This is a genomic window from Streptomyces sp. NPDC102278 (assembly GCF_044766345.1).
Lineage (GTDB): Bacteria > Actinomycetota > Actinomycetes > Streptomycetales > Streptomycetaceae > Streptomyces.
On sequence record NZ_JBIWLV010000004.1, the window covers coordinates 292,777 to 314,743 of the forward strand.

Sequence of the window (21,967 nt, forward strand, 5' to 3'; positions counted from 1 at the left end):
ACGGGCGGGCAGCGGGGCAGGCTGCGGCGGGCGGGACGCGGGAGACGTCCGAGAAGAGCGCCTCGGGAGATCAGGAACGGTCGCGGAACTGACTCTGTCATACGCCATCGGTCAGAAAGCGTCCGATTGGCGCTGACTTATGGTCAGCTACGCGGTCCGGACCAGGCCGGTGCCCACTCTTGTCGCGTGGAGACGATCGAGCGCGAAGACGGGGGTCGGAAGATGGACGACAGCGGGAACACCCCGCCGGCGAAGGGGGGTGAGCCGGAGGCTCCGGCCGACCCCCTCGCGTACGAGGGAGTGTGGCGATTCACCGCTCCCGCGGTAGAAGAATCCGTTCCTCAAGCCCGCCGGGCCGTCCGCGACCTGCTCGGCCGGCAGGGGGTGCCGGCCCATCAGGACCTGGTGTACTCCCTGCTGCTGATCGTCTCCGAACTGGTGACGAACTCCGTGCGGCACGCGGCCCTGCTCTCGCCCGAGGTCGCGGTCGAGGTCGCGGTGGGCCGCGCGTGGGTACGGGTGGCCGTCGAGGACAACCACCCGTACCGCCCCAAGGCGCTGGAGGCGGACTTCGGCCAGACCGGTGGACGGGGTCTGCTGCTGGTCCGGGAGATCACGCTGGAGGCCGGCGGGATCTGCGACGTCGAGCACACCTCGACGGGCGGGAAGGTGATCTGGGCGGCGCTGCCGCTGACCGTCCCCGCCCACCCGCCGACCGCCGCCCCGCACGTGTGACCCGGGTGCGCGGGAGGCGCCGCGTCCGTGCGCCGGCGCACGGACCGCCGGCCGGCCTACCAGCCCGCGGCGTCCCCGGTCAGCTCGCGGATCGCGGGCCGGGCCGCATCGAGCACGGTCATGAACCACGCCGAGAACGGCGCCTCGGCATGCCGCTTCACCAACTCGTCGGCGGTGACGAACGCGGTCTCCCCGACCTCTTCCGGATCGGGCCGCAGCGCCGCCTGGGCGAGTCCCACGAACAGGTGGTTGTACTCCTGCTCCACCAGGCCCGACGCGGGGTCGGGGTGGTTGTAGCGCACCGTTCCCGCCTCGGCGAGCAGCGAGGGCGACAGCCCCAGCTCCTCGTGGGTGCGCCGGGCGGCGGCCGCGAACGGCGACTCCCCGGGGTAGGGGTGACCGCAGCAGGTGTTCGACCAGACGCCGGGGGAGTGGTACTTCCCCGGGGCGCGCCGCTGCAACAGCAGCCGACCCTGCTCGTCGAAGAGGAACACCGAGAACGCGCGGTGCAACAGACCGGGGGCCTGGTGGGCGGAGAGCTTCTCCGCCGTGCCGATCGTGTTGCCCGACTCGTCGACCAGTTCGAGCATGATCGCTTCTGGAGTCCCGGTGCCGGGGGACGCGCTGTTCGCGGCGGTGGCTGGTGTGGTCGGCATACCCATCCTTCGCTTCGGACTTCGGCCCTCAAGTCTGCCGTACAAAAGCGGCTTGTCCCCACTTCGGACATCAGCGCATGTCCGCCCCCCGCCGCGTGCTAAGCGGCGGGGGGCGGATCGCTCACGCGCCGGCCGGGCCGCCGATTCAGACGCCGAACGGGGCCGGATAGGCGATCGTGCCCGCCGGAACCGGAACGGTGTCGTCCAGCACCAATGCCATCATCGCCTCGTCGGGAACCTCGAAAGGCGCCCGGATCCCGAACCGGGACGCCGGCACGAAACCGAAGCGCGCGTAGTACGCCGGATGCCCGAGGACGAGCACCAACGCCTCCCCGCGCCTCCTGGCCTCCGCGAGGAGCGCCCGTACGACCGAACTGCCCGCGCCCGAGCGCTGGAGCGCGGGGTCGGTCGCCACGGGAGCGAGCGCGAGCGCCGGCGTCCCCGCCACCTCGCAGCGGGTCAGCAGGGCGTGCGCCGCCACCGACCCGTCCAAGCGCTCGGCCACGTACGACAGCCCCGGCAGCCAGGAGGCGTCCGCGCGCAGGGCGTCCACCAGATCCGCCTCCAGGGGGGTGTCGAACGCCGCCAGGTTGACTTCGCGCACCGCCGCGGCGTCGGCCGCGGTCTCCGGACGGGCCGGCCAGGCGCCGTCGCCCCCGGCGGTCACCGGGCGCAGGACGTAGCCCGTGTACCCGTACTCGTGGCCGTGCCGTGCCCGTACGTCGAGCTCCTCGCGCACGGCGGCCGTCGCGGCCGTCGCGGCAGCGGTCGAGGCGGCCGGGGACGGGGAGCCGGACGCGCGCACCCGCTCGCCGAGCGGGTCGTAGTACTCGGCCCAGTCGGAGTCGGGCTGGTGGTGGACACCCATCACCCGGTACCCGGCGACCTGGACGGCCGCGAGGTTGCGGGCGGTGGAGCGCAGCGCGTACTGGGGGTCCCAGAAGGCGCGCGCTCCCGCGGACGGCTCCTCCACGGTCCACTCGCACTCGGTCACCACGAGGGCGCCGCCGGGTGCGAGCAGTCGCCTCCACGAGGCGAGCGCGCGGTCGAAGCCGATGAGGTAGGCGGAACCCTCGGCCCAGACGAGGTCGAAGGAGCCGTCCTGGCAGGGCGGCGCCCCCATGTCCGCGCGGACGGCGTGCACGCGGTCGCCGAGCCCGCGCGCCTCGGCGGCCTCGCGGAGCTCGTCGAGGAAGCCCTCGTACAGATCGACCGCGGTCACATCCGCGCCCGCCTCGGCGGCGAGCAGCAGTGCGGCGCGACCCGGACCGCACCCCAGGTCCAGGACCCGGGGTCGCTGGGGCAGCGGCCCGCACAGGGACAGCAGGTGCCGGGTGGTGGCGTCGGAACCGGGGGACTGCCGGGGCAGGCCGCGGTGGAGCGTGAGGAACGCCTCGAGGAAATCGGGGTCGCCGAAGTCGGGAGCGGAGGAGGCGCCGGAAGGAACGGAAGGAACGGAACCGGTGTGGTCGGTCAACGTGAACCCTTGAACGGGGGCTCCGGCCGACGGGCCGATACGGGTGATCAGGCCCGGCCGGACGCCCGGAGGAGGACGGGGATGTGTCGGAGTGCGTCGCTGCCCGCGGCGGTGACCTCTGCGACGGTCATCAACCCACCTCTTTCTCGTCCGGTTTCTCGTCCGATTCCGATCGGGACGTGTGCGCGAGAGTCGTACACGTCTGCGAGGAGCCTAACAGCCACGCGGTTTGTGATCCCCGAGCGTTCTCGTCGATGATGATCGCCACCGGGCCCCCCGGCCCGGGAACATTCGGCTTGTCGGAGCGCAAACGGGTGGTGAACCCCCGCTTCCATTCATCCGATAGCCTCTGCCGACGTGCCGCCGCCCCACGCGGCGGCCGCCTCGTGTTCGCTGCAAGGAGTGGGTTCGTCTGCCGACCGTCATCCTCACCGGCCTGCCGGTCCCCGGATCACCGCTCGCCGACGAGCTGCGCACACTGGGCTTCGACGTCCGCTCCGTCACCAGGCCCGAGGACACCGCCACCGCACTGGCCGACGTACCGGCCGAGCAGCGGGTGGCCGTCGTCGACAGCGCGTTCGTGGGACACGTGCACGCCCTGCGGCTCGCGCTCACGGACCCGCGCTTCGACGCCTGCGCCGTGACCGGCGCCTTCGCCGTCCAGGCCGGCGCCCGCGCCGCCCTGGACCTGGCCGCGGCCCTCCCGCAGGACGGCGCCGGCCCCTACCCCGACCGGCTCGCCGCCACCGTCGAGGCGGCCGGCACCACCGTGCAACGGCCCGAACTCGGCACCCTGGTCGCCGCCGTCCCCGCCCCCGGGCCGGAGCGCGACGGCGCCGTCGCCGCCGTCGCCGCCGTGGACGACGAGGCCGTGCGGCTGCGGACCGCCGTGAAGTCCCGCGACGGCTTCTTCACCACCTTCTTCATCAGCCCGTACTCGCGTTACGTCGCCCGCTGGTGCGCGCGCCGCGGCCTGACCCCCAACCAGGTCACCACCGCCTCGCTGCTCACCGCGCTCGTCGCGGCCGGCTGCGCGGCCACCGGCGACCGCTGGGGCTACGTCGCGGCCGGCGTGCTGCTCCTCCTCTCCTTCGTGCTGGACTGCGCCGACGGGCAGCTCGCCCGCTACTCGCTCCAGTACTCGACGCTGGGCGCCTGGCTCGACGCGACCTTCGACCGCGCGAAGGAGTACTCCTTCTACGCGGGCCTCGCGCTCGGCGCGGCCCGCAACGGCGACGACGTCTGGGCCCTGGCCCTCGGCGCGATGATCCTGATGACCTGCCGGCACATCGTCGACTTCTCCTTCAACGAGGCGAACCACGACGCCACGGCGAACACGAGCCCCACCGCCGCCCTCTCCGACCGGCTCGACAGCGTCGGCTGGACGGTCTGGGTCCGCCGGATGATCATCCTGCCGATCGGCGAGCGGTGGGCGATGATCGCGGTGCTGACCGCCGTCACCACCCCCCGGATCGTCTTCTACGCCCTGCTCATCGGCTGCGCCTTCGGCGCGCTGTACACCACCGCGGGCCGCGTGCTGCGTTCCCTGACCCGCAAGGCGAAGCGCACCGACCGCGCCGCGCAGGCGCTGGCCGACCTCGCCGACTCGGGCCCCATCGCGGTCCTCACCGGCCGGATCGTCGGCCGGATGGCACCCGGCGCGGGCATCGCCGCCGCCGTCGTCGGCTCGGTCGCACTGCTCTGGGCGGCCCGGGCGTACGAGTTCGGCGCCCGTCAGGTCGTCATCGCCGCCGTCTTCTACGCGGTACTCGCCGGCGCCGCCGTCGCCCGCCCCCTCAAGGGCGCCCTCGACTGGCTCGTCCCGCCCGTCTTCCGGGCCGCCGAGTACACCACCGTCTTGATCCTCGCGGCCAAGGCGGATGTCCCGGGAGCCCTCCCGGCGGCATTCGGACTGGTCGCGGCGGTCGCCTACCATCACTACGACACGGTCTACCGCATCCGCGGTGGCACCGGGGCGCCCCCGCACTGGCTGGTGCGGACGATCGGCGGGCACGAGGGCCGGGTGTTGCTGACCGCGGCACTCGCCGCCGTCCTGGCCGAGCGCCCCGCGGACTTCCCCGTCGCGCTCACGGTCACGGCCGTGTTCGTGGCACTCGTGGTGCTCGCGGAGAGCATCCGGTTCTGGGTCTCCTCCGGAGCACCCGCCGTACATGACGAAGGAGAACCAGCATGATCGGCCTTGTACTCGCTGCCGGTGCCGGACGCCGTCTGCGTCCCTACACCGACACCCTGCCCAAGGCCCTCGTGCCCGTCGGTCCCGAGGGGGACGAGGAGAGCCTGACGGTCCTCGACCTGACCCTCGGCAACTTCGCCGAGGTCGGACTGACCGAGGTCGCGATCGTCGTCGGCTACCGCAAGGAGGCCGTGTACGAGCGCCGCGAGGCCCTGGAGGCCAAGTACGGCGTCAAGATCACGCTGATCGACAACGACAAGGCCGAGGAGTGGAACAACGCCTACTCCCTGTGGTGCGCGCGTGAGGTCCTCAAGCGCGGCGTGATCCTCGCCAACGGCGACACCGTCCACCCGGTCTCCGTCGAGAAGACCCTGCTGGCCGCCCGCGGCCAGGGCCAGAAGATCATCCTCGCCCTCGACACGGTCAAGCAGCTGGCCGACGAGGAGATGAAGGTCATCACCGCCGACGGCCAGGGCGTGCGACGGATCACCAAGCTGATGGAGCCGTCGGAGGCGACCGGCGAGTACATCGGTGTCACCCTGATCGAGCCGGAGGCCGCCGAGGAGCTGGCGCAGGCGCTGAAGACCACCTTCGAGCGCGACCCCGACCTCTACTACGAGGACGGCTACCAGCAGCTCGTCAACGACGGTTTCACCATCGACGTGGCCCCCATCGGCGACGTCAAGTGGGTCGAGATCGACAACCACGACGACCTCGCCAAGGGCCGGACCATCGCATGCCAGTACTGACGCGGCTGATCCCTTCGCCCGTCGTCGTCGACATCAGCTGCGGCGCGATGGACGACCTGGCCGGCCTGCTGGCCGACCAGCGCGTCTCCGCGTCCGGCAAGCTCGCGATCGCGATCAGCGGGGGATCCGGCCAGGTGCTGCGCGCCAAGCTGGAGCCCGTCCTGCCGCACGCCGACTGGTACCCGGTCGTCGACGGCACCATCGACTCGGCGGTCAAGCTGGCCGACGACATAAAGGGCCGCCGCTACGACGCGGTCGTCGGACTGGGCGGCGGCAAGATCATCGACGTGGCGAAGTACGCCGCGGCGCGGGTCGGGCTGCCCATGGTGGCCGTCGCCACCAACCTCTCCCACGACGGCATCTGCTCGCCGGTGTCCATCCTGGACAACGACAACGGCCGCGGTTCCTACGGCGTCCCCATGCCGATCGCGATGGTCATCGACCTCGACGTGATCAAGGACGCCCCGGCCCGCTTCGTCCGCGCGGGCATCGGCGACGCGATCTCCAACATCTCGGCCGTCGCCGACTGGGAGCTCTCGCACCGCCTCAACGGCGAGCCCGTCGACGGCCTGGCCGCAGCCATGGCCCGCACCGCCGGCGAGTCCGTGCTGCGCCACCCCGGCGCGGTGGGCGACGACGAGTTCCTGACCGTGCTCTCGGAGGCCCTCGTGCTCTCCGGCATCGCCATGTCGATCAGCGGGGACACCCGCCCCTCGTCCGGCGCCTGCCACGAGATCAGCCACGCCTTCGACCTGCTCTACCCGGGACGCTCCGCGCTCCACGGCGAGCAGGTCGGCATCGGGGCGGCCTTCGCCATGCACCTGCGGGGAGCCAAGGAGCACTCCGCGCTCTTCGTCGAGGTGCTGCGCCGCCACGAGCTGCCCGTGCTGCCCGAGGAGATCGGGTTCAGCGTGGACGAGTTCGTCGCGGCCGTCGAGTACGCCCCCCAGACCCGACCGGGACGCTTCACCATCCTGGAGCACCTCAACCTGTCCGCAGCCGAGATCAGGGACGCTTACGCCGACTATGTCCAGACCATCCGTAGCTGAACTCCGGCCCGTCGTTCACCCGCCGGGCGTCAAGGACCGACGCAGCGGCGAGCACTGGGGCGGACGCCTCTACATGCGCGAGATCTCGCTGCGCATCACCCGCGTCCTGGTCACCACCAAGGTCACGCCGAACCAGCTGACCTACGTGATGACCGTGGCCGGCGTCCTCGCGGCCCCGGCCCTGCTGATCCCGGGCATCTGGGGCGCCGTCCTCGGCGTGCTCATGGTCCAGCTCTACCTGCTGCTCGACTGCGTCGACGGCGAGGTGGCCCGCTGGAAGAAGCAGTTCTCGCTCTCCGGGGTGTACCTGGACCGCGTCGGCGCCTACCTGTGCGACGCCGCGGTGCTGGTCGGCTTCGGCCTGCGCGCCTCGGACCTGTGGGGCACCGGGCGGATCGACTGGCTGTGGGCGTTCCTGGGCACGCTGGCGGCGCTCGGCGCGATCCTGATCAAGGCCGAGACCGACCTGGTCGGCGTCGCCCGGCACCAGGTCGGCAAGGCGCCGGTCAAGGAAGAGGCCTCGGAGCCGCGCTCGTCCGGCATGGCGCTCGCGCGCCGGGCCGCCGCCGCGCTCAAGTTCCACCGGCTGATCCTGGGCATCGAGGCCTCCCTGCTCATCCTGCTGCTGGCCGTGGTGGACCAGCTCCGGGGCGACCTGTTCTACACCCGGCTCGGCGTCGCCGTACTGGCGGGCATCGCGCTGCTCCAGACCCTGCTGCACCTGGTGTCGGTCCTGGCCTCCAGCAGGCTCAAGTGACGACGCCGATGCGGCTGGGCGCCGTGATCATCACCATGGGCAACCGTCCCGACGAGCTCAAGGCGCTCCTCGACTCCGTGGCGCGCCAGGACGGCGCCCCCGTCGAGGTCGTCGTCGTCGGCCAGGGCGTCAAGGTCACCGGCCTGCCCGAGGGGGTCCGTACGGTCGACCTCCCCGAGAACCTGGGCATCCCGGGCGGCCGCAACGTCGGCATCGAGGCCTTCGGCCCCGGTGGCACCGACGTGGACGCCCTGCTCTTCCTGGACGACGACGGGCTGCTGGAGCGCGGCGACACCGCCGAACTGTGCCGGCAGGCCTTCGCCGAGGACCCCTCGCTCGGGATCGTCAGCTTCCGGATCGCCGATCCGGACACCGGCGAGACCCAGCGGCGCCACGTGCCCCGGCTGCGGGCCTCCGACCCCATGCGATCCTCGCGCGTGACCACCTTCCTGGGCGGCGCCAACGCCGTTCGCACGAGGGTGTTCGAGCAGGTCGGAGGGTTGCCGGGGGAGTTCTTCTACGCGCACGAGGAGACCGACCTGGCCTGGCGCGCACTCGACGCCGGGTGGCGGATCGACTACCGCGCGGACATGGTGCTGCTGCACCCGACGACGGCCCCGTCCCGGCACGCGGTCTACCACCGTATGGTGGCTCGTAACCGGGTGTGGCTGGCCCGCCGGAACCTGCCCGCCCCGCTGGTACCGCTCTACCTGGGCGTCTGGATGGCCCTGACGCTCCTGCGCAAGCCGTCGGGACCGGCCCTCAAGGCCTGGTTCGGCGGGTTCAAGGAGGGCTGGACCACCCCGTGTGGTCCCCGACGCCCCATGAAGTGGCGTACGGTCTGGCGGCTGACCCGGCTCGGCCGACCACCTGTCATCTGACAAGCTCGCGTCTGGAAGCATGGGGCCTGATCAAGGGCCTCGTACTCCGGGTCCGATCCCCCCTTCTGCCGCATCTTGAAGACGGAAAGTTTCAACTTGTGAGTGACACAACCCACGACGGCGCCCTCGCCACGAGCAAGCCGCCGTCCGAAGACGCGGGGCTCGCCCCCGCGGAGCTGGCCGGGAAGTACGGCCTGTCCGTCAGCGGTGCCCGGCCCGGTCTGGGCGAGTACGTGCGGCAGCTCTGGGGCCGACGCCACTTCATCATGGCCTTCTCCCGGGCCAAGCTGGTGGCGCAGTACAGCCAGGCGAAGCTCGGGCAGATCTGGCAGGTGGCGACCCCGCTGCTGAACGCCCTCGTCTACTACCTGATCTTCGGCCTGATCCTGGATGCGGGCCGGGGCATGGAGAAGGGCGTCTACATCCCGTTCCTGGTGATGGGCATCTTCGTCTTCACCTTCACCCAGAACTCGGTGATGGCGGGCGTCCGCGCGATCCCCGGCAACCTCGGTCTGGTGCGGGCCCTGCACTTCCCGCGCGCCTCGCTCCCCATCTCCTTCTCGATGCAGCAGCTCCAGCAGTTGATGTACTCGATGATCGTGGTGGTCATCGTCGCGGTCGCCTTCGGGAACTACCCGCAGCTGTCGTGGCTGCTGGTCATCCCCGCGCTGGCGTTGCAGTTCGTCTTCAACACCGGGCTGGCGCTGGTCTTCGCGCGCATGGGGTCCAAGACCCCCGACCTCGCGCAGCTGATGCCGTTCCTCACGCGTACGTGGATGTACGCCTCGGGCGTCATGTTCTCGATCAACGAGATGCTGAAGGACAAGCCGGCCTGGATCGCGGACGTCCTCCAGTGGAACCCCGCGGCCATCTACATGGACCTGATCCGCTTCGCGCTGATCGACGGCTACGGCCCGGAAAACCTGCCGCCGCACGTCTGGGGCTTCGCGGTCGGCTGGGCCGTCCTCATCGGCCTCGGCGGCTTCGTGTACTTCTGGAAGGCTGAGGAGCGTTACGGCCGTGGCTGAGATCAAGAAGGGGCACGTCCCCACCGTCATCGCCGACGAGGTCCACATCGTCTACCGGGTCAACACCGGCAGCTCCGGCAGGGGCAGCGCCACCGCGGCGCTGAGCAAGATCCTGCGCCGGGGCAAGGGCGACTCCCCGGGCGTGCGCCGGGTCCACGCCGTGCGCGGCGTCTCCTTCACGGCGTACCGGGGCGAGGCCATCGGGGTCATCGGCTCCAACGGCTCCGGCAAGTCCACCCTGCTGCGTGCCATCGCGGGGTTGCTGCCCTGCGAGTCCGGCAAGGTCTACACGGACGGCCAGCCTTCGCTGCTGGGCGTCAACGCCGCACTGATGAACGACCTGACCGGAGAGCGCAACGTCGTCCTCGGCGGTCTGGCGATGGGCATGACGCGCGAGCAGATCAGGGAGCGCTACGACGACATCGTCGACTTCTCGGGGATCAACGAGAAGGGCGACTTCATCTCGTTGCCGATGCGCACGTACTCCTCGGGCATGGCGGCGCGCCTGCGTTTCTCGATCGCCGCGGCCAAGGACCACGACGTACTGATGATCGACGAGGCGCTGGCGACCGGTGACCGGAAGTTCCAGGTCCGCTCGGAAGCCCGTATTCGCGAGCTGCGCGAGACGGCCGGAACGGTGTTCCTGGTGAGTCACAACAACAAGTCCATCCGCGACACCTGCGACCGCGTGCTGTGGTTGGAGAAGGGTGAGCTGCTGATGGACGGGCCCACCGAGGAAGTCGTCTCGGCATATGAGAAGGCCACCAGTCACTGACGGGACGACGCGCCTGTCATTGCCCGGTAATACCGCAGGCCCCTGCCGCTCCGCGCGGCGGGGGCCTTGGTGTGACGGCGATTATTTCCGCCTTCCGACATTCGCCCGCGAAGCGAATACCCGATAGGCCTTCGCCACGTTGTACAGCGTAAGCTGGGGCAGTTCTCAATCACGTCAAGAGGGGACGATTCCCCACAGCCGAATGGCCGGGAGCACCCCCGGGTAAAGTCCGGCGGCGTGTCCGAAATAGGATGACTTGGCTCGGCAGTGTAGAACGGGAGACGTGACGGCAATGGCTACGGGAATTCTCCGGCCCCCAAACACTGTGGCCGTCCCCGCCCCGGGCGGCGGGCGGTGAGCCCCGGGCGCGGCATCCGTGATCGGCGGCACCCGGTCCCCACGACGTCCGACGCACACACGAGCCTCACCCTCGACAAGGCCCGCACGGAGAACTTCCCCGTCGCCCCCGCCTTCCTGCCCCGCGCCTGGCGCGACGGGCTGACGGCGGTGTACGGCTACGCCCGGCTCGTCGACGACATCGGCGACGGCGACCTCGCCCCCGGCGGCCACGACGCCGTCCTGCTCGGCCTCGACCCCGAGGCCTCGGACGACCGGCTCGCCATGCTCGACGCCTTCGAGGCCGACCTGAAGCGCGTCTTCGCCGGCGTCGACGGCCCCCCGCGGCACCCCCTGTTGCAGGCCCTGCGGCCCGTGGTCCGGGCGCACGAACTGACCCCCGAGCCCTTCCTCGGCCTCATCGAGGCCAACCGCCAGGACCAGCGGGTCGCGCGCTACGAGACGTACGGGGACCTGCTCTCCTACTGCGAGCTGTCCGCCAATCCCATCGGCCGCCTCGTGCTCGCCCTCACCGGGACCGCGACCCCCGAACGGATCCGACGCTCCGACGCCGTCTGCACCGCACTCCAGATCGCCGAGCACCTCCAGGACGTCGCCGAGGACCTCGGCCGCGACCGGATCTACCTCCCGGCCGAGGACATGCGCCGCTTCCACGTGTCGGAGGTCGACCTCAAGGCCCCGACCGCCGGAGCGTCCGTACGCTCCCTCATCGCCTTCGAAACCGTGCGCGCCCGAGACCTCCTCAAGGAGGGCACCCCCCTCGTGGGCAGCGTGCACGGCAGGCTCCGACTGCTGCTCGCGGGGTTCGTGGGGGGTGGGCGCGCCGCCCTGCGAGCCGTCACCGACGCCGGTTTCGACGTACTTCCCGGCCCGCCCAAGCCCACCGGGAGCGGCCTGCTCCGCGAGGTGGCCGCCGTCCTGCGCACAGCGCCGAGAAAGGGGTGAGCCCCAACGTGGAGGGCCCCACACACGCGTCCACACCGTCAGCGCCGGTCCTGGCGGCCTACGGCTACTGCGAGGCCGTCACCGGCTCGCAGGCACGCAACTTCGCGTACGGCATCAGGCTGCTGCCAGGCGACAAGCGGCAGGCGATGTCCGCGCTGTACGCGTTCTCGCGCCGCGTCGACGACATCGGCGACGGCGCGCTGGCGCCCGACGCCAAGCTGGTCCGGCTGGAGGAGACCCGCGCCCTCCTGGACCGGATCCGCGCCGAGGAGATCGACGAGGACGACACCGACCCCGTCGCCGTCGCCCTCGCCCACGCCGCGCGCCGCTTCCCGATCCCCCTGGGCGGACTCGACGAACTCATCGACGGCGTCCTGATGGACGTGCGCGGCGAGAGCTACGAGACCTGGGACGACCTCAAGGTCTACTGCCGCTGCGTCGCCGGCGCCATCGGACGCCTCTCGCTCGGCGTGTTCGGCACCGCCCCCGGCGCGCGCGAGGCCGAGCGGGCCGGCGAGTACGCCGACACCCTCGGTCTCGCCCTGCAACTCACCAACATCCTCCGGGACGTTCGCGAGGACGCCGGCAACGGACGCACCTACCTGCCGGCCGAGGACCTCGCCAAGTTCGGCTGCTCCGAAGGCTTCCGCAGCGAGCGGATGTCGGCCGGCGCCGACTTCGCCGGACTCGTCCACCACGAAGTCCGCCGCGCCCGCGCCCTGTTCGTGGAGGGCTACCGACTGCTGCCCATGCTCGACCGGCGCAGCGGTGCCTGCGTCGCCGCCATGGCCGGCATCTACCGCCGCCTCCTCGACCGCATCGAGCGCGAGCCCGACGCCGTGCTGCGCGGACGCGTCTCGCTGCCCCCGCACGAGAAGGCGTACGTCGCCGTACGCGGCCTCTCCGGCCTCGACGCCCGGACCATCTCCCGGCAGAGCACCAGGAGGCGGCCTTGACCGGGCGCGCCCCCCTCGACCGGGACGGCCGCGCCCGGACCCGGGGCGGGGCAACCCCGACGCCCGCGCCGGCGTCTGTCGAGGTAATGGACCGGACCAATGAGGACCCGAAGGCAGACGGGGAGAACGTATGACCGCCAACCACGCGGTGGTCGTCGGAGGCGGCCTGGCCGGCGTCACCACGGCCCTGGAACTCGCCGACGCCGGCATGCGGGTGACCCTGTTGGAGAGCCGGCCCCGACTCGGCGGACTCGCCTTCTCCTTCAAGCGCGGCGAACTTACCGTCGACAACGGACAGCACGTCTACCTGCGTTGCTGCACCGCCTACCGGTGGTTCCTCGACCGCGTCGACGGAGCCGCCCTCGCACCCCTCCAGGACCGGCTCGACGTACCCGTACTGGACGTCGCCCACCCCAGGGGGCCGCGCCTGGGCCGGCTGCGGCGCAGCGCCCTGCCCGTGCCGCTGCACCTGGCCTCCTCCCTGGCCCGCTACCCGCACCTGACCCTCGCCGAGCGGGCGAGCGTCGGGCGCGCCGCCCTCGCGCTGCGCCGCCTCGACCCCGCCGACCCGGCGCTCGACGGCGTGGACTTCGCGACCTGGCTCGGCCGACACGGCCAATCCCCGCGCACCATCGAGGCGCTGTGGGACCTCGTGGGCATCGCCACCCTCAACGCCACCGCCGACCAGTCCTCGTTGGGGCTGGCCGCCATGGTCTTCAAGACCGGCCTGCTGTCCGAGAACGGCGCCGCCGACATCGGCTGGGCCCGGGTCCCCCTCGGCGACCTCCACGACGTCCTCGCCCGCAAGGCACTCGACGCGGCCGGCGTGCGCACCGAACTGCGGACCCGCGTCAGCTGCCTGTCCCGGCTGGAGTCCGGCAGTTGGCGGGTCGACACCGAGAGCGAATCGCTCGACGCGGACACCGTGGTCCTGGCCGTCCCCCAACGCGAGGCGCACGCGCTGCTGCCGCCCGGCGCGCTCGCCGACCCGGACAAGCTCCTCGACATCGCCACGGCCCCCATCCTCAACGTCCACGTCGTCTACGACCGCAAGGTGCTCAGGCGGCCCTTCTTCGCCGCGCTCGGCACCCCGGTCCAGTGGGTCTTCGACCGCACCGACGCCTCCGGACTCACCGACGGCGGCCAGTACCTGGCCCTGTCCCAGTCGGTGGCCCAGGACGACATCGACGAACCCGTCTCGGTCCTGCGGACGAAGTACCTGCCCGAGTTGGAGCGACTGCTGCCCGCCGCACGCGGCGCGAAGGTACGCGACTTCTTCGTCACCCGCGAGCGGACCGCCACCTTCGCCCCCACCCCGGGAGTCGGCCGGCTGCGGCCCGGCGCCCGGACCGACACGCCGGGACTGTTTCTCGCCGGTGCGTGGACCGCCACCGGTTGGCCCGCGACCATGGAGAGTGCCGTCCGGAGCGGACTGGCCGCGGCACACGCCGCGCTCGCCGGTCTCGACCGCCGGCGCGAACACCCGCTGCGGGAGGCGGTATGACGAGCATCGACACCACCACCGCCACAGCGCTTGCAGCACGTACACGTACAGGAACCAGAGGAGAGCCAGTGAACCCGGGGAATCCGGCTGTCGAGAACGCGGATGCCAGTGTGGCCACGGCCGGTGGGGAGAAGGCGGACACCGTCGCCCTCCTGGAACGTGGCCGCGCGCTGTCGACGCCCGCGATCCGCGCCGCCGTGGAACGGCTCGCATCGCCCATGGACACCGTCGCCGCCTATCACTTCGGCTGGATCGACGCCCAGGGCAACCCGGCGGACGGCGACGGCGGCAAGGCGATCCGCCCCGCCCTCGCCCTGCTCTCCGCGGAGGCCGCGGGCGCCGCGCCCGAGGTGGGCATCCCGGGAGCCGTGGCCGTCGAGCTCGTCCACAACTTCTCGCTGCTGCACGACGACCTGATGGACGGCGACGAACAGCGCCGCCACCGCGACACCGTGTGGAAGGTGCACGGCCCGGCCCTCGCGATCCTGGTCGGCGACGCCCTCTTCGCCCTCGCCAACGAGGTCCTGCTGGAACTGGGCACCGTCGAGGCGGGGCGCGCCGCCCGCCGGTTGACCACCGCCAGCCGCAAACTCATCGACGGGCAGGCCCAGGACATCTCCTACGAGCACCGCGAGCGCGTCAGCGTCGCCGAGTGCCTGGAGATGGAGGGCAACAAGACCGGCGCCCTGCTCGCCTGCGCGGTCTCGATCGGCGCGGTGCTCGGCGGCGCGGACGACCGCACCGCCGACAAGCTGGAGGAGTACGGCTACCACCTCGGCCTCGCCTTCCAGGCCGTCGACGACCTCCTCGGCATCTGGGGCGACCCGGAGACCACCGGCAAGCAGACCTGGAGCGACCTGCGCCAGCGCAAGAAGTCCCTGCCGGTCGTCGCCGCCCTCGCGGCCGGCGGTCCGGCGGCCGAGGAACTCGGGGAGCTGCTCGCCGCCGACGCCAAGAGCAACGACTTCGAGAACTTCTCGGAGGAGGAGTTCGCGGCCCGCGCGGCCCTCATCGACGCCGCCGGCGGCCGCGAGTGGACCGCCGAGGAGGCGCGCCGCCAGCACACGATCGCCATCCGCGCGCTGGACGACGTCGACATGCCGCAGCGGGTGCGCGAACAGCTCGTCGCCCTCGCCGACTTCGTCGTCGTGCGCAAGAGGTGATCGCCACCCGTACGTGGATATGAATCGCGAGTCGCCGGCCGGCGCCGCCACCTGACGGGCATCACGCCCGGGCGCGCGTCGGCCGACGGCAGACCCCAGCACAGCAGAGGACACTGCAACGTAAGGGGAAGCCATGACAGCGACGACCGACGGTGGTGCGGGTTCCCGCGGCACCGAACCGGACCACGGCACCGCGACGCACACCGCGGCCGCCACCGCGGGGCCGCCTGGCCCTGCCGCGGCCGGGGTCCGGGACCGGCCGGGCCCCGGGACACGACCCGGCGCGGCACCGACCGGATCCGCGAAACCCACCGGCCCCGCGAGGTCCGGTACGGCCGAGGACGCCCGGGAGGCCGCGGCGCGGGCCGTCCACAACCTGCTGGGCCGCCAGGACCCGGCGGGCTGGTGGAAGGGCGACCTGGAGACCAACGTCACCATGGACGCGGAGGACCTGCTGCTGCGGCAGTTCCTCGGCATCCGGGACGAGGCCACCACCCAGGCCGCAGCCCTGTTCATTCGCGGCGAGCAGGAGAGCGACGGCACCTGGGCCACCTTCCACGGCGGCCCGTCCGACCTCTCCGCCACCATCGAGGCGTACGTGGCCCTGCGCCTCGCCGGGGACGACCCGGACGCCCCGCACATGGCCCGCGCCTCCGCCTGGATCCGGGGCCACGGCGGGATCGCGGCCGCCCGGGTCTTCACCCGGATCTGGCTCGCCCTCTTCGGCTGGTGGAGCTGGGACCACCTCCCCGAACTGCCGCCCGAGCTGGTCTTCCTGCCGTCCTGGATGCCGCTGAACATCTACGACTTCGGTTGCTGGGCCCGCCAGACCATCGTCCCGCTCACCGTGGTCTCCGCACTGCGTCCGGTGCGCCCGGCGCCGTTCGCGCTGGACGAACTGCACACCGACGCGCGGGCGCCCTTCCCCGCGGTGAAGCCCGCCCCGTTGGCGAGTTGGGACGGGCTCTTCCAGCGGATGGACAAGGCCCTGCACGTCTACCGGCGGTTCGCACCGCGCCGGTTGCGCGAGGCGGCGATGGCCGCCGCAGGCCGGTGGATCCTCGACCGGCAGGAGAGCGACGGCTGTTGGGGCGGCATCCAGCCGCCCGCCGTGTACTCCGTCATCGCCCTGCACCTGCTCGGCCACGACCTGCGGCACCCGGTGATGCGGGCCGGGCTGGAATCCCTCGACCGGTTCGCCGTCTGGCGCGAGGACGGCGCCAGGATGATCGAGGCCTGCCAGTCACCGGTCTGGGACACCTGCCTCGCCGCCATCGCGCTCGCCGACGCGGGCCTTCGGCCCGACCACCCGGCCCTCGTCAAGGCGGCCGACTGGATGCTCGGCGAGGAGATCACCCGCACCGGTGACTGGGCCGTGCGACGCCCCGGACTCGCCCCCGGCGGTTGGGCGTTCGAGTTCCACAACGACAACTACCCCGACATCGACGACACGGCCGAGGTGGTCCTGGCCCTGCGCAGGATCCGCCATCCCGAACCCGCGCGCGTCGAGGGCGCCATCGCCCGCGGGGTGGCCTGGACGCTCGGCATGCAGTCCCGCAACGGTGCGTGGGGCGCCTTCGACGCCGACAACACCAGCCCGTACCCGAACAAGCTGCCCTTCTGTGACTTCGGCGAGGTCATCGACCCCCCGTCGGCCGACGTCACCGCCCACGTCGTGGAGATGCTCGCCGTCGAGGGAAGGTCCGCCGAGCCGCGGACCCGCCGGGGCATCGCCTGGCTCCTGGCCGAACAAGAGCCGGAGGGCGGCTGGTTCGGCCGCTGGGGCACCAACTACGTGTACGGCACCGGATCGGTGGTCCCCGCCCTGACCGCCGCCGGCATGCCCCTCACGCACCCCGCGATCAGGCGCGCGGTGGGCTGGCTGGAGACCGTGCAGAACGAGGACGGCGGCTGGGGCGAGGACCAGCGCTCCTACCACGACCCGTCCTGGGCCGGGAAGGGCGTCTCCACCCCCTCGCAGACCGCCTGGGCGCTGATGGCGCTGCTGTCGGCCGGCGAGCGGGACGGCGCGGCCGTGGAGCGGGGCATCGCGTACCTGGTCCGGACCCAGGAGGAGGACGGCTCCTGGGACGAGCCCTACTTCACCGGCACCGGCTTCCCGTGGGACTTCTCCATCAACTACCACCTGTACCGGCAGGTGTTCCCGCTCACCGCTCTCGGCCGCTACCTGTACGGCGAACCCTTCGGCCCCGACGGCCGGCCGGCCGCCCGTGCCGGAGCCCCCGCGCAGGAGCTCCGATGACCGCGGCCCGACCGCCCGGGGCCACCCCGGCGCTGCTGGTGGCCTGCGCCCTGCGCATCGAGCGGATGGCCCTGTGCGGCGGAGGCGATCGGGGCTCACCCGGCCCGTACACCGTCCTGCGGACCGGCATGGGCCCGCGGGCCGCCGACGCGGCCGTCGGGCGGGCGCTCGGCGGCCCGGGGATGGAGCGGGCCGCCGTGCTCGCCACCGGCTTCTGCGCCGGGCTCGTGCCCGGCATGAACCCGGGTGACCTCGTCGTCGCCGAGGAGACCCGGGACCCCCGAGGCACCGTCGCCTGCGACGGGACCGCCCTGCTCGCCGAGGCACTGGCCCGGGCCGTACCCGGCCGGACCGTGCACCTCGGCGCGTTGACCGGATCCGACCACGTGGTCCGCGGCCAGGAGCGCGCGCACCTGCGCGCCACCGGCGCCGTCGCGGTCGACATGGAATCGGCGGCCACCCTGTGGACCGCCGCCCGCGGCCCGAGCGCCGCACCGGGCGCCGACCGCCCGGTTGCGGCCGTCCGGGTGATCGTGGACGCTCCGGAGCACGAGCTCGTTCGTATCGGCACGGTACGCGGAGGAATATCGGCTTTCCGTGTGTTGCGCGCCCTACTGCCCGCGTTTCATGACTGGCACCGTTCTTTGCCGCTCCCCAGGAGGTGAGCCAGATGGCCATGCCGTTGCGACAGTCCATCAGGGTCGGGACCTATCTTCTCGAACAGAAGCTCCGCAAGGTCGAGAAGTTCCCGCTGATCGTCGAGCTGGAGCCGCTCTACGCCTGCAATCTGGCCTGCGAGGGGTGCGGGAAGATCCAGCACCCGGCGGGCGTCCTCAAGCAGCGCATGCCGGTCGCCCAAGCGGTCGGCGCCGTCCTGGAGTCCGGGGCGCCCATGGTCTCCATCGCGGGTGGCGAGCCCTTGATGCACCCGCAGATCGACGAGATCGTCCGTCAATTGGTGGCGAAACGGAAGTACGTCTTCCTCTGCACCAACGCGATGCTTCTCCGCAAGAAGTTGGAGAAGTTCACCCCGTCCCCGTACTTCGCGTTCGCCGTGCACATCGACGGCCTGCGCGAACGGCACGACGAGTCGGTGGCCAAGGAAGGCGTCTTCGACGAGGCCGTGGCGGCCATCAAGGAGGCCAAGAAGCAGGGATTCCGGGTCACCACGAACTCCACCTTCTTCAACACCGACACCCCGCAGACCATCATCGAGGTACTGAACTACCTCAATGACGAGCTGGAGGTGGACGAGATGATGATCTCGCCCGCCTACGCCTACGAAAAGGCGCCGGACCAGGAACACTTCCTCGGAGTGGAACAGACCCGCGAACTCTTCAAGAAGGCCTTCGCGGGCGGCAACCGGCGCCGCTGGAGGCTCAACCACTCACCGCTCTTCCTGGACTTCCTGGAAGGCAAGGCCGATTTCCCCTGCACCGCGTGGGCCATTCCGAATTACTCCCTCTTCGGCTGGCAGCGCCCCTGCTATCTGATGAGCGACGGATACGTCCCCACCTACCGGGAACTGATCGAGGACACCGACTGGAGCAAGTACGGCCGGGGCAAGGACCCGCGCTGCGCGAACTGCATGGCGCACTGCGGCTACGAACCCACCGCGGTCCTCGCCACCATGGGCTCGCTCAAGGAATCCCTGCGGGCGGCCCGGGAGACCATCGGCGGCAACCGGGGCACGTCGGCATGAGCGCCGGCCACGCGGGGGAGGGCGACCGGGGCGAGGGCTTCGACCTCGGCGCCCTGCTGGCCGAACGCGGGGGCGAACGGTACGAACTGCACAGCCGCCACCTCAACCACCAGCTGCCCCGGATGCTGCGCACCATCGGTTTCGACAAGGTCTACGAGCGGGCCGAGGGAGCCCACTTCTTCGACGCCGAGGGCAACGACTACCTGGACATGCTGGCCGGGTTCGGCGTGATGGGCCTGGGCCGCCACCACCCCGTGGTCCGTCGCGCCCTGCACGACGTGCTGGACGCGCAGCTCGCCGACCTCACCCGCTTCGACTGCCAGCCGCTGCCCGGGCTGCTGGCGGAGAAGCTGCTGTCGTACAGTCCGCACCTGGACCGGGTCTTCTTCGGCAACAGCGGCACCGAGGCGGTGGAGACCGCCCTGAAGTTCGCCCGGTACGCCACCGGGCGCCCCAGGGTCCTCTACTGCGACCACGCCTTCCACGGGCTCACCACCGGCTCGCTCTCGGTCAACGGGGAGGACGGCTTCCGGGACGGCTTCGCCCCGCTGCTGCCCGACACGAAGATCGCGCTGGGAGACCTCGCCGCCCTGGAGCGCGAACTGCGCCGGGGCGACGTGGCCGCCCTCGTCGTCGAGCCGATCCAGGGCAAGGGCGTGCAGGCCGCCCCGCCCGGGTTCCTGCTCGCCGCGCAGGAACTCCTGCACCGGCACAAGGCACTGCTGATCGCGGACGAGGTGCAGACCGGCCTCGGACGTACCGGTGACTTCTACGCCTACCAGCACGAAACCGGCGTGGAACCGGATCTGGTGTGCGTGGCCAAGGCCCTCTCCGGGGGCTACGTGCCCGTCGGAGCCACCCTGGGCAAGGACTGGATCTTCAAAAAGGTCTACTCGTCCATGGACCGGGTCCTGGTGCACTCCGCCAGCTTCGGATCCAACGCACAGGCGATGGCGGCCGGGCTGGCGGTGCTCTCCGTCATGGACGACGAGGCGCTGGTTGCCCGTGCCCGGTCGATGGGCGACCTGCTGCGCGGGCGGCTCGCCGCGCTGGTGGACGAGTACGAGCTGCTGCACGAGGTGCGCGGCCGCGGCCTGATGATCGGCATCGAGTTCGGCCGACCGTCCTCGCTGGGGCTGCGCAGCCGCTGGACCATGCTCCAGGCGGCCCGCAAGGGGCTCTTCGCGCAGATGGTCGTGGTGCCGTTGCTCCAGAAGCACCGGATCCTCACCCAGGTCTCCGGAGACCACCTGGAGGTCATCAAGCTCATTCCGCCGCTGGTCGTGGACGAGCGGGACGTCGACCGGTTCGTCGTCGCCTTCCGCGCGGTCATGGACGAGGCGCACGGCGGGGGCGGCCTGATGTGGGAGTTCGGCAGGACGCTGGTGAAGCAGGCCGTCGGCAACCGCTGACGGCCCCTTCCACCCGGCGTGTCCGGCGGTGTCCGGCGCGGACGGACTCAGGCCCGCGCTTCCAGGAGCCGTTCCCGCAGCCGGTCGAGGGTCTCGGGCGTCAGCCCGAGACCCTCCGTCAGATAGCCGTCCACCCCGCCCCAGGTCTCGTCGATGACCTCGAACGCGGCGACCAGGTACTCGGCGCGGGCGTCGAAGAGCGGGGCGAGCAGGGCCATGACCTCGGGCGAGCGGGCCTCCGGGGCGTCGCTGCCGCGGCGGACCCGATAGCGGTTGTGCGGGGCGTTCGACTCCAGGTAGTCCGCCACGATCACCTCGCGCTCCACCCCCAGCGCGAGCAGGGTGACGGCGATCGACAGGCCGGCCCGGTCCTTGCCCGCCGCGCAGTGCATCAGGGCCGGGAGGCTCTCCTCGGCGAGGGCGCGGACGACCCGCCCGTGTTCGACGGTCCGGTTGCGGATGATGCCGCGGTAGGAGTTCTCCATCCGGGCCGCGGCCTTCCCGTCACCCAGTACGGCACGCAGCCGGGCGAGGTCGCCGTCGCGGACCATCGTCCAGAACTCCCGGCCGTCGGCGGGGTCCGAGAGCGGGATGTTCACGTTCAGGACGCCGGGCAGCTCCACGTCCTGCCCCTCCAGCGCGTGATCGGCGTCGTTGCGGAAGTCGAAAACGGTGTGCAGCCCGAGCGATACGAGGAACTGTGCATCGGTTTCGGTGGCATGTGCGAGATGTCCGCTTCGGAAGAGTCGTCCCGACCTGACCCTGCGTCCATCGGTGGTCGTCAGCCCGCCCACGTCACGGAAGTTGCGCACTCCGGACAGTTCGGGCGTCGCGGGCGAGGTGCGGGGTATCTGCTGCGTCACGGGGGTTCCTCCGCGTCGTCGTGAGGTGTCCGAAATACACTACTTGGCAACAACTTGCCATAAGCGGAGGCGAGATCGCGCCAGGCTCCGTGAGCCAGATCATACGGTGACCGTGCGTGCCTGATCGCGAAACTCGAATTGCCATGTGGCGAGGGTTGTTGCTGGTCCGGAATGGACAGAGGGTGACGGGAATTTCGCCGGCCCCCCATGTCTGGGATTCCGTCAGGGAATTCGTGGCTTGTTGTGCGCGGCAGGACTCGATTACCTTCGCGATCGATCCGGGTGGACCGCCTAATCCTGCCGCCGCCCGGGAACCCCACCCGACTATTCACGCGCGCGGCAGGAGCGGGGGAACCAGGTAAGCCGCCGTTCCGGGCCTCGTCTCCGGGACGGCTAGGGGTGAAGCCGCACTTCGGCCGTCGTCACCGACGCCGCCGCGCGGCCGGACATCTCCAGTCCGAACCCGACAGCTCACCTCGCAGGCGTCGGAGAGGAATTCGC

Annotated in this window: 20 protein-coding genes and 1 riboswitch; of the genes, 16 read left to right on the forward strand and 4 right to left on the reverse strand. The window is 71.5% G+C overall.

The features are described 5' to 3' along the window. Nucleotides 1-186: 186 nt before the first annotated feature. Nucleotides 187-735, forward strand: coding sequence for an ATP-binding protein (locus ACIRO3_RS13575; RefSeq protein ID WP_361772915.1), 549 nt, complete (start codon nt 187-189; stop codon nt 733-735). 56 nt (nt 736-791) lie between these two features. On the opposite strand, the gene idi is transcribed toward ACIRO3_RS13575, so the two are convergent. The 3 genes from idi to ACIRO3_RS13590 all read right to left on the reverse strand — a co-directional run bounded on the left by idi (nt 792) and on the right by ACIRO3_RS13590 (nt 3,457). Then, nucleotides 792-1,391: an isopentenyl-diphosphate Delta-isomerase gene (idi, locus tag ACIRO3_RS13580; RefSeq protein WP_361772918.1), complete on the reverse strand. Its 600-nt coding sequence runs from the start codon at nt 1,389-1,391 to the stop codon at nt 792-794. Nucleotides 1,392-1,536: 145 nt separating this feature from the next. Next, a complete protein-coding gene (locus tag ACIRO3_RS13585; RefSeq protein WP_404136311.1) occupies nt 1,537-2,760 on the reverse strand; it encodes a bifunctional class I SAM-dependent methyltransferase/N-acetyltransferase in 1,224 nt (407 codons plus the stop codon). Nucleotides 2,761-3,319: 559 nt separating this feature from the next. Further along, entirely contained in the window at nt 3,320-3,457 is a 138-nt protein-coding gene (locus ACIRO3_RS13590; protein WP_361772921.1) for a hypothetical protein, read from the reverse strand. Between ACIRO3_RS13590 and ACIRO3_RS13595 the strand changes: the two genes are divergently transcribed. The 15 genes from ACIRO3_RS13595 to ACIRO3_RS13665 all read left to right on the forward strand — a co-directional run bounded on the left by ACIRO3_RS13595 (nt 3,398) and on the right by ACIRO3_RS13665 (nt 20,603). Further along, nucleotides 3,398-5,062 (forward strand): DUF5941 domain-containing protein, encoded by a 1,665-nt coding sequence (locus ACIRO3_RS13595; protein WP_404136313.1) that lies wholly within the window; start codon nt 3,398-3,400, stop codon nt 5,060-5,062. The two genes, ACIRO3_RS13590 and ACIRO3_RS13595, sit on opposite strands and share 60 nt — an antisense overlap. Beyond that, nucleotides 5,059-5,811 (forward strand): phosphocholine cytidylyltransferase family protein, encoded by a 753-nt coding sequence (locus ACIRO3_RS13600; protein ID WP_361772927.1) that lies wholly within the window; start codon nt 5,059-5,061, stop codon nt 5,809-5,811. Before ACIRO3_RS13595 ends, ACIRO3_RS13600 begins: the two co-directional genes overlap by 4 nt. Continuing rightward, nucleotides 5,799-6,860 (forward strand): iron-containing alcohol dehydrogenase family protein, encoded by a 1,062-nt coding sequence (locus ACIRO3_RS13605; RefSeq protein WP_267800278.1) that lies wholly within the window; start codon nt 5,799-5,801, stop codon nt 6,858-6,860. The genes ACIRO3_RS13600 and ACIRO3_RS13605 overlap by 13 nt, the downstream gene beginning before the upstream one ends. Continuing rightward, nucleotides 6,838-7,617: a CDP-alcohol phosphatidyltransferase family protein gene (locus ACIRO3_RS13610; protein ID WP_361772931.1), complete on the forward strand. Its 780-nt coding sequence runs from the start codon at nt 6,838-6,840 to the stop codon at nt 7,615-7,617. Before ACIRO3_RS13605 ends, ACIRO3_RS13610 begins: the two co-directional genes overlap by 23 nt. Nucleotides 7,618-7,625: 8 nt before the next feature. Continuing rightward, nucleotides 7,626-8,498, forward strand: coding sequence for a glycosyltransferase (locus ACIRO3_RS13615; protein ID WP_365997687.1), 873 nt, complete (start codon nt 7,626-7,628; stop codon nt 8,496-8,498). Between the two features lie 98 nt (nt 8,499-8,596). Further along, nucleotides 8,597-9,526 carry an ABC transporter permease gene (locus ACIRO3_RS13620; protein ID WP_404135860.1) on the forward strand — a complete coding sequence of 310 codons (930 nt, stop codon included), beginning with the start codon at nt 8,597-8,599 and terminating at the stop codon, nt 9,524-9,526. After that, the gene (locus ACIRO3_RS13625; protein ID WP_053677240.1) at nt 9,519-10,301 is read left to right on the forward strand and encodes an ABC transporter ATP-binding protein; all 783 of its coding nucleotides are present in this window, start codon (nt 9,519-9,521) and stop codon (nt 10,299-10,301) included. Before ACIRO3_RS13620 ends, ACIRO3_RS13625 begins: the two co-directional genes overlap by 8 nt. 372 nt (nt 10,302-10,673) lie before the next feature. Continuing rightward, nucleotides 10,674-11,603 (forward strand): squalene synthase HpnC, encoded by a 930-nt coding sequence (gene hpnC, locus ACIRO3_RS13630; protein ID WP_404136317.1) that lies wholly within the window; start codon nt 10,674-10,676, stop codon nt 11,601-11,603. Beyond that, nucleotides 11,600-12,559 (forward strand): presqualene diphosphate synthase HpnD, encoded by a 960-nt coding sequence (gene hpnD / locus ACIRO3_RS13635; RefSeq protein WP_404135863.1) that lies wholly within the window; start codon nt 11,600-11,602, stop codon nt 12,557-12,559. Before hpnC ends, hpnD begins: the two co-directional genes overlap by 4 nt. A gap of 130 nt (nt 12,560-12,689) precedes the next feature. Beyond that, nucleotides 12,690-14,063 carry a hydroxysqualene dehydroxylase HpnE gene (gene hpnE / locus ACIRO3_RS13640; protein ID WP_404135866.1) on the forward strand — a complete coding sequence of 458 codons (1,374 nt, stop codon included), beginning with the start codon at nt 12,690-12,692 and terminating at the stop codon, nt 14,061-14,063. Beyond that, the gene (locus tag ACIRO3_RS13645) at nt 14,060-15,226 is read left to right on the forward strand and encodes a polyprenyl synthetase family protein (protein ID WP_404135869.1); all 1,167 of its coding nucleotides are present in this window, start codon (nt 14,060-14,062) and stop codon (nt 15,224-15,226) included. The genes hpnE and ACIRO3_RS13645 overlap by 4 nt, the downstream gene beginning before the upstream one ends. A 133-nt stretch (nt 15,227-15,359) precedes the next feature. Next, nucleotides 15,360-17,489, forward strand: coding sequence for a squalene--hopene cyclase (shc, locus tag ACIRO3_RS13650; protein WP_404135873.1), 2,130 nt, complete (start codon nt 15,360-15,362; stop codon nt 17,487-17,489). After that, a complete protein-coding gene (locus ACIRO3_RS13655) occupies nt 17,486-18,154 on the forward strand; it encodes a 1-hydroxy-2-methyl-2-butenyl 4-diphosphate reductase (protein WP_404135876.1) in 669 nt (222 codons plus the stop codon). Before shc ends, ACIRO3_RS13655 begins: the two co-directional genes overlap by 4 nt. Nucleotides 18,155-18,159: 5 nt before the next feature. Next, nucleotides 18,160-19,191: an adenosyl-hopene transferase HpnH gene (gene hpnH, locus ACIRO3_RS13660; RefSeq protein ID WP_365997581.1), complete on the forward strand. Its 1,032-nt coding sequence runs from the start codon at nt 18,160-18,162 to the stop codon at nt 19,189-19,191. Beyond that, nucleotides 19,188-20,603, forward strand: a complete 1,416-nt coding sequence (locus ACIRO3_RS13665; protein ID WP_404135879.1) for an aspartate aminotransferase family protein — start codon at nt 19,188-19,190, stop codon at nt 20,601-20,603. Before hpnH ends, ACIRO3_RS13665 begins: the two co-directional genes overlap by 4 nt. Before the next feature lie 47 nt (nt 20,604-20,650). Here the strand turns inward: ACIRO3_RS13665 and ACIRO3_RS13670 are convergent, their stop codons facing one another. Further along, entirely contained in the window at nt 20,651-21,466 is an 816-nt protein-coding gene (locus tag ACIRO3_RS13670) for a tyrosine-protein phosphatase (RefSeq protein ID WP_404135882.1), read from the reverse strand. A gap of 311 nt (nt 21,467-21,777) precedes the next feature. Beyond that, a riboswitch (cyclic di-AMP (ydaO/yuaA leader) is annotated at nt 21,778-21,964 on the forward strand. Nucleotides 21,965-21,967: the final 3 nt, after the last annotated feature.